Annotated in this window: 3 protein-coding genes; all 3 read right to left on the bottom strand. The window is 70.2% G+C overall.

Features of this window, described 5'->3' with window-relative positions; all coding sequences use genetic code 11:
• A partial coding sequence (locus ACWELQ_RS38020) for an elongation factor Tu (protein WP_452401857.1) occupies window positions 1–933 on the bottom strand: 933 nt, incomplete at its 3' end.
• Between the two features lie 90 nt (window positions 934–1,023).
• On the bottom strand, window positions 1,024–1,155 hold the full coding sequence (locus ACWELQ_RS38025; protein WP_452401858.1) for a hypothetical protein: 132 nt from the start codon (window positions 1,153–1,155) through the stop codon (window positions 1,024–1,026).
• A gap of 27 nt (window positions 1,156–1,182) precedes the next feature.
• Window positions 1,183–4,539, bottom strand: coding sequence for a BTAD domain-containing putative transcriptional regulator (locus ACWELQ_RS38030; RefSeq protein ID WP_452401859.1), 3,357 nt, complete (start codon window positions 4,537–4,539; stop codon window positions 1,183–1,185).
• Between the last annotated feature and the right edge of the window lie 380 nt (window positions 4,540–4,919).

Consider the following 4,919-nt stretch of genomic DNA (forward strand, 5'->3'; position numbering starts at 1 on the left):
GTGCCGGTGCTCGAGATCGATACCCTCGATCTCGAAGCGTACGCGGACCACCGCCGCGACCACCTGCCCGCGCGCCACCTGACCGCGCTGCACACCGCGCAGCAGCAGCGCCACATTGTCCCCGGCCTCCGCGGATTCCATGGTCCGGCCGAAGGTTTCGACGCTGGTGACCACGGCCTCGAACTGGCCGCCGAAGCCGAGCACCGACACCCGCTCGCCCGCGCGGATGCGCCCGCGTTCCACCGCTCCGGTCACGACCGTGCCGCGTCCGGTGATGGTGAGCACGTTCTCCACCGGCATGAGGAACGGCGCGTCGGTGTAGCGCACCGGCATCGGCACGTACTCGTCCACCGCGTCGAGCAGCCGCAGCAGCTGCCCGGCCCAGTGCTCGTCGCCCTGCAGCGCGCGCAGCCCGGAGACCGGGATCACGGGAGCGCCGTCGCCGTCGTATCCGTTGGCGGACAGCAGCTCTCGCACCTCGAGCTCGATCAACTCCAGCAGCTCGCCGTCGGCGACGTCGGCCTTGTTGAGCGCGACCACGATGTGCTCGACACCCACCTGCTTGGCCAGCAGCACGTGCTCACCGGTCTGCGGCATGACGCCGTCGTCGGCGGACACCACCAGGATCGCCCCGTCGAGCTGCGCCGCGCCGGTGATCATGTTCTTCACGAAGTCGGCGTGACCGGGCATGTCCACGTGCGCGTAATGCCTTGTGGCCGTTTCGTATTCGACGTGGGCGATATTGATGGTGATGCCGCGCTCGATCTCCTCCGGCGCGCGGTCGATGCGATCGAACGGGACGAAGGCGAGCCCGCCGCGCTCGGCGAGCACCTTGGTGATGGCGGCGGTGAGGGTGGTCTTGCCGTGGTCGACGTGACCCATGGTGCCGATGTTGACGTGCGGCTTGGTGCGGACGTAGGCCTGCTTGGCCATGATGAATCTCCAACCGGGAGTTGCGATGTCGAGGGACCTCAGCAGCGAGCCGACCTTCCCCGTCTGAGGTCCGGGACGTCCCGGAGAAGGTCAGCGTCGTGCGCCGTCGAATGCGGCAGCCAGAGCTGCGGCCGCACCGGTCAGGGCATCGAAAGAGCCGGTCAGGGCAGCGGCCATCGCACCCGCGACTGCGGGGTGAGTAGCGATGGGCTGCGCGAACATGCCCGACATGTTGCCGGGCGGCGCCGTTCACCCGCAATCGATTTTCTCGCCGCGGCACCGGCCGGGCTCCGGCGGCTGCCGCAATTCCATGCGCAGATCCAGGGCGTCGATGTCCGAGCGCACCCGCCGCAGCAGATTCTCGGCCGCGACACGATGCGAGCGTGCCGCCTCCGCATCCCCGCACAGCTCGGCCAGCTCCGCCAGCAGCGCATCCATCGGTCCGAGATACAGTGCGCCACTGTCGAACCCGACGAGCGTGCCGCCGTAGGGCCGCAGCACCGTCAGCAGCTCACCCGCCACCTCGAGATCGCCGAGCGCGATCGCGGCGTACGCGCGCAGCACCGTCATCAGCTGCCAGTAGAAGTCGCGGCGGATCTCCGTGTGCCGTTCGAACAGCGACTGCGCCTGCTCGGCCTCGCCGGCGTGCAGCAGCGCCAGCGTGTACAGCTGCCCCCACCTCCCCGGGTCCGAATCGAACAGTGCCGCAATATCTTCGCGCAGCACCGAGAGGTCCCCGCGTGCCCAGGCCAGCGTCAGCGGGCCCACCAGCGCCACCACTTCCGCGTTGGCGACCCCCGCCTGGCGCATGCGGGCGTCGAACAACCGGTAGCCCGCCTCGGCGGCGTCCAGATCCCCGCGCAGCACCTCGAGCACGGCCGCGAACGAGAGCAGGATGTCCAGCAGCGGCCGCAACTGGCCGTCGGCCGCGCCGTCGAGCGCTTCGGCCGCGTGATGCCCGGCCGCCCGCAGGTCGCTGTCGCGGCAGGCGGCCCGGAAGTGCAGATAGTGCCCGAGGGCGACATAGTCGGACAGACCGGCGCGGGTGGCGGCCCGCAGCAGCTCACCGGCGGTGTGCCGCCAGCGGTCCAGCGCGGCCGGACCGGTGATGGTGTACGCGACCGCGTTCAGCGCCGCGCACACCAGCTCGACGTCGCCCGCGGCGTGCGCCAGATCGACTGCGGCGCAGGCCCGTTCGTACATCCTGGTGACGTCGCCGTCGGACTCCGATTCGTAGACCGCGGCGATCAGCAGCCGGGCGCGCAACTCCCCCGACTCGGTCCTGCCGAGCGCGGCCTCGAGCGCGTCGCGCACGCGCCGGTCGGTGGCGGTCCAGTCCCGCACACTCCAGATCGCGGGCGCGTCCCAGCAGGTGAGCGCGCATACGAGCAGATCGTCGCCACCCAGTTCCATCGCGAGTTCGACGGCGCGTTCGCGCACCGCGCGCGCCGCCAGGGTCCGGCCGTCGTAGGCCAGCGCGCCGGTCAGTTCGCAGAGCGCGTCGAGCAACTCCAGCCGATCCGGCCGCGCCGCGGAGGCCGTGGTGTGCCCGGCGAGCTCGTGCAGCATCACGATGGAGCGCCACAGGCCGACCGCGTCCGCGCGCAGCCCCCGCCGCCCGCAGCGCCGCGCCGCGGCCACCACGTGGACCAGTGCGCGGGCGGCGGTCGCGCGCCCCGCCCCGCGCGCCGCGTGGAACGCCAGCAGTTCCCGATCACAGCCCCCGATCGTGCCGCCGCCGTGCTGCTCGAGGAATTCCACCGCGTCCCAGTGCATCCGGCAGCGGCGCAGGGTGGGGATGGCGTCGTAGACGGTGTCACGGATGAGGATGTGGGAGAACTCGACCCGCCCCCACGCGTCGAATCCGGCCAGTCCCGCGGCCACCACGGCGTCGACCCGATCGATCAGATCGTCCTCGGCGATCCCGGACAGCGCGGCCAGGATCTCGACATCCACCGCCCGGCCCCATACCGCGATGTACTGCAATACGGTCCGCGCCGCCCCCGACAGGCCGGCGATCCGCTCGCCCAGCACGGCCCGCACGCTCTCCGGCACGGCCCGCACGCTCTCCGGCATGGCCTTCGAATCACTTTGCGCCACCATGAGTTTGGACATCTCCCGCACGAAGAACGGATTGCCGCGGGTGCGGCTGTGCAGGGTGCTCAGCGCCTCCGCGTCCAGTGCCAGCAGGCCGGCGTCCTGCGCGATCTTGCGGGTACCGGCCACATCCAGTCCCGTCAGTTCCAGTTGTGCGGTCAGCCGGTCGGCCAGGGCCGCGCGGGTGGCCCGCAGCGCCGGCGAGTCCTCCGGCCCGCGCGAGGTCACCAGAATGAGTACAGGTGTGTGCTGCAACCAGCTCACCAGCTGCCGCAACGCCTGCAGGGTGCCCGCGTCCGCGCGGTGCAGGTCCTCGACCACCACGGCCACGGGGGTGTGACGGATCAGCTCACGGCAGCGACTGGTCACGCCCCGCACTATGGTGAACGGATCCGACCGTCCCCCAGGGTCGTTCGCGCCGCCCAGGTCGGCCAGCACCTCCGTCCAGGCCCAGGCCGCCGGTGCGCCGTCGATCTCCGACGCCCGGCCGTAGGCGACCGTCCAGCCGTCCGCCGCCAACTCCGCCAGCGTGCCCCGCGCCAGCGAGGTCTTGCCGGTGCCCGCCTCGCCCACCAGCCAGATCACCCGCATGTCCCCGGCCCGGGCCTCCGTCGCGGCCGCTCGGATGGCCGCGCGCTGCCCCGGATAGAACGAGGACTCCGAAAATGCTTCCTCCCCGGCCATATTCGGCTCGGCGATCGCGAGCTCGGCCGCACGCAACGGATTTTCGGAGACAGCTATCGGTAATTCGACACGCTCGAGCAGCTCGTCGGCGCCCACACTGTGCTTCAGAATTGCCGATTCCAACGCGGCCAGCCGCGCCCCCGGATCGATTCCGAATTCCGATCGCAAGTAATCCCGGGTCCGGCGCACGGTGGCCAAAGCCTCGACCTGCCTGCCCATCCGGTATTGCGCCAATGCCAGCAGGCGCGCGCTCTCTTCCCGCCCCGGGGATTCCTCGGCCTGGGGCCGCAATACCGCCACGACTTCTCCGACGCGATCGAGTTCGAGCGCGGCTTGGGCGCGCATCTCGATCGCGGTGGCACGCAAGTCGGTCAGTCGCGCCACTTCCGCGGCCGCCCACGAGGCGCTGGCGAAGGATTCGAATGCGTCGCCCTGCCAGCAATCCAGTGCCGCGTCCAGCATTCGGTGACGCTCTCGCGGATTCGGCCGGTCCGCGGGATCGCGCATGCGCTCCTCGTATTGGCGAAGCAGCGCCTCGAACCGCCACGCGTCGACATTCCCGGAATCCAGACGCAGCGCGTACCCGCTGCCCTCGGAGACCAGAATGCGCGCGGGCGAGCGGGGTCTTCGCGCGGGCTCCAGTACGCGCCGCAGATTGTGAATTTGTACTTGTAACACCGAGGGGGCCTGCGGCGGCGGATCCCCTTCCCAGACATCCTCGATCAATCGGTCGGTGCCGAGCGTTCTGCCGCCCGCGAGCACCAATCGACCGAGTATCGCTCTTTGCCGCCACGCGCCGATGCGGGCCGCGCGTCCACCTGACAAGACCTGTAGTGGACCGAATACTTGAACTTGTGGCTGTGTCATCACACGACGCCCCTTTGACCGTCGAAGCGCAGAATACGAATTCCCAAGCGGTGCAGTAAATTACCGCCGACCAACGTCGATGACAAACCGTAGTAGTCAGTTCTCCGCCAGCAAACAGTTTGGCGCACAACAGGATCCGTTCATTCAGACGGGAATCTCCGCGAATCCGCAGAGTTGACAGGTTCGATCTGCGGCCCCCGGCGCGAGCAGCCGCCAGCAACGCAGACAGCGGGGGCGGGCGCGGTCCCCGGCGCGAGCAGCCGCCAGCAACGCAGACAGCGGGGGTGTGGCCGGCCGGCGACGGCGACGCGTACGCGGCGCTGCGGGCCCTCGCGGCC

The sequence above is a fragment of the Nocardia sp. NPDC004722 genome, from assembly GCF_053601505.1.